This is a genomic window from Leisingera sp. F5, assembly GCF_001593695.1.
This window is the reverse complement of the sequence record NZ_LUKH01000231.1, coordinates 1-3,511: the sequence shown is the minus strand read 5'-3', so window position 1 is coordinate 3,511 and position 3,511 is coordinate 1. Positions and strand designations below refer to the sequence as shown.

At 66.4% G+C, this 3,511-nt stretch carries 1 protein-coding gene; it reads left to right on the top strand.

The features are described from left to right. On the top strand, positions 1–3,511 hold a 3,511-nt coding region (locus tag A2I95_RS27945), incomplete at both ends, for an NAD(P)-binding domain-containing protein (RefSeq protein ID WP_291735168.1).

The window sequence follows — 3,511 nt, the reverse complement described above, 5'->3', positions numbered from 1 at the left end:
CCTGCCGGTGCGCCCTGCCGCTCCCGTCCTCGGCATCAAGCCGCTGTTTGACGAGGTCGCGGCAGAAGGCTCCGAGGCAGGCTTCGAATTCATTGCCCTGTCGCCGGATCTGAAACCGATGCCGATGCGCGTGAAATGGACCCTGAACCGGGTCGAGACCCGCTATCAGTGGTATCAGCTCTATGGCAACTGGAACTGGGAGCCGATCACCCGCCGCACCCGCATCGCCACTGGAGAGGCGCAGCTGGGCAGCGACCCCCTGCCTCTGTCCCAGCCCGTGGACTGGGGCCGCTACGAGCTGGTGGTGGAACGCCTCGACGGCTCCTATGCCTCTGCCGCCTATGACTTCTACGCCGGCTGGTACGCGCCTGAAGGCAACGCTGAAACACCTGCCCGGCTGGAGCTATCCTTGGACCGCGAAAGCTATACCCCCGGCGATACCGCCCGCCTGCGCATCGTGCCGCAGGCTGCGGGCACCGCGCTGATCTCGGTTGTCTCGAACCACTTGATCCACCGTATGGCTGTCGAAGTCCCGCCCGGCGAAACCCTGATCCCACTGGAGGTGACACAGGACTGGGGCAGCGGCGCCTATGTCACCGCAACCGTGATCCAGCCAGTGGCGGGCGAGCGCGGCCGCACCCCGCTGCGCGCCCTGGGGCTGGCCCACGCAAGCGTCACCCAGCTCGACCAGCAATTGCAGGTCGCCATTGACGTCCCGGAGGTAGCCCGCCCCCGCGGCACGCAAGTGGCGAAACTCCGTGTCGATGGCGCGGCAAAGGGCGAGGAGGTCTGGCTGGCCGTGGCCGCCGTGGACCTCGGCATCCTCAACCTCACCGGCTTCACTAGCCCCGACCCCAGCGCGCATTACCACGGCCAGCGCCGTCTGGGGATGGAGCTGCGCGACGTCTACGGGCGGCTGATTGATCCCGGCAACGGCGCCATGGGCCGGACTCGCTCCGGCGGCGACGCGGACAGCGGCCTCAAGATGCAGTCGCCGCCGCCGACCCAGGATCTGGTGGCGCTGTTCTCCGGTCCCTTACAGGTGGACGCAAATGGCGAGGCCGAGTTCCCGCTCACGCTCCCCGCCTTCAACGGCACCCTGCGGCTGATGGCGGTGGCCTGGTCCGGCCGTGCCGTGGGCCAGGCCGAGGCCGATATGCTGGTGCGCGATCCGGTGGTGGTCACCGCCGCGCTGCCGCGCTTCCTGGCACCGGGCGACCAAAGCCGCGCCCGGATCGAGATCGTGCACGCCGATGGCCCCGCAGGAGAGATGGCGCTGGCGGCCAGTACCGCAGGCGGCCTGACGCTGGGCAGCCTGCCTGCCGCCGTCACCCTGGCGGAACAGGGCAAGGTGGTGCTGGAGCTGCCGGTCACCGCGCAAACCGTGGGAGACCACCAGCTGACCCTCACCCTCACCACCCCGGACGGGCAGGAGCTGCGCCAGGACCTGCGCTTGGCCGTCCGCGCCAATGACCCGGTGGTGGCCCAGACCCGCCGCTTCACCCTGGCCGGCGGCGATAGCTTCCTGTTCAACGGAGAGGTCTTCACCGGCCTGCGCCCCGGCACCGCCCGCGCCACCATCTCCTCCGGCCCGCTCGCCAAATTCGACGTGCCGGGCCTCCTGGCGGAACTGGACCAGTACCCCTATGGCTGCACCGAGCAGGTAACCTCCAAGGCGCTGCCGCTTCTTTATCTCAGCAGCGTTGCCCAGGCGGCCGGGCTGGGCAACGGCCCGGCAGTGGATGCCCGCATCAACGCCGCCATTCGCAAGGTGCTGACCCGGCAGGCCCCCAGCGGCGCCTTTGGTCTGTGGCGTGCCGGCAGCGGCGAATTCTGGCTGGACGCCTACGCCAGCGATTTCCTCAGCCGCGCCCGCGCGCAGGGCTACGCGGTGCCGCAGCAGGCATTTGCCCAGGCGATGGACAATCTGCGCAACCAGGTGAACTATGCGCCCGACTTTGACATGGGCGGAGAAGACATCGCTTATGCGTTGATGGTTTTGGCCCGCGAAGGGGCCGCGGCACAGGCATGCCCATGCCTTTCACATCGACGACCTGCATCCCGATTGGACCGGCACGCGGCCAGTCTGATCCGGGGAAAGGGCAAGACTTACAGGAATGATGCAATGACACATGAAGCTACATCTCTGATCGACGGTCAGGGCCTGCCCTCACTGGAGGCGCGCCTGCACGAGGACCTGAAATTCCTCTGCTGGCCCGGCAAGAGCTGGGTCCCCTCGCGTGACAACGTGACGGATGTGGTCATCATCGGCGGCGGCATGTGCGGCATGGTGGCCTGGATGGCGCTGAAGACCGGCGGCATCCACAACATCCGCATTCTCGACCGCAGCCCCGAGGGACTGGAAGGTCCCTGGCTGACCTATGCGCGCATGGAAACTCTGCGCTCTCCCAAGGAGCTGACCGGCCCTGCCTATGGACATGGCGCCCTGAGCTTTCAGGCCTGGTATCGCGCGCAGTTCGGCACCGAGAAGTGGGAAGACCTGGACAAGATCCCGCGCCCGATGTGGATGGACTATCTGAAATGGTATCGTTCGGTGCTGAATATCCCGACGGAAAACGGTGTCTCCGTCGATCTGGTCGAACCCGAGGGCGACTTGCTGCGGCTGCACCTTTCTGGCGCGGCAGAAGAGTCGATCCTGACCCGCAAGCTGATCTTTGCCACCGGGCGCGACGGCACCGGGCAGCCGAACATTCCCGGCTTTGTCTCCAACCTCGACCGGAAATACTGGGCGCATAGCGCCGACGAGATCGACTTTGACACGCTCAAGAACAAACGCGTGGCGGTTGTCGGTGTCGGCGCCTCTGCCGTGGACAATGCCGCCGAAGCGCTGGAGCATGGCGCCGCCGAGGTCCGCCACCTGATCCGCCGCAAAGAGATGCCCACCATCAACAAGATGATGGGCATCGGCAGCTTTGGCTTTACCGCCGGGTACGCCAGCCTGCCGGACGAATGGCGCTGGCGGTTCATGCAGTACTCCTTTGCCACCCAAACGCCGCCGCCGCATGGTTCGACCAACCGGGTCAGCCGTCACCCCAACGCCTATTTCCACTTTGGCAAGGCGGTGCAATCGACGGTCGAAAAGGACGGGGCGGTGCAGGTCGGCTTTGCCGATGGCACCTCTTACGAGGCGGATTTCGTGATCCTGGGCACCGGCTTTACCATCGACCCGCTGTCGCGGACGGAATTCGGTGAGGCGGCAGGGAACATCCTGCTGTGGCAGGACGTCTACACGCCCCCGGCGGACGAACCCTCACGCGATCTGGGCCGGTTCCCCTATCTGAACGATGATTTCACCTTCCGCGAAAAGGTGCCCGGCACCGCGCCCTGGCTGTCGAACGTCTACTGCTTCAACTACGGCGCCTCCGCCAGCCTGGGCAAGGTCAGCGGCGATATTCCCGGGATTTCCGAAGGGGCCGGCTGGCTGGCGCGCGAAGTGGCGGCCAAGCTCTATGCCGAGGACGTGGCGGAACACTGGCAGGCAATGCTGGAC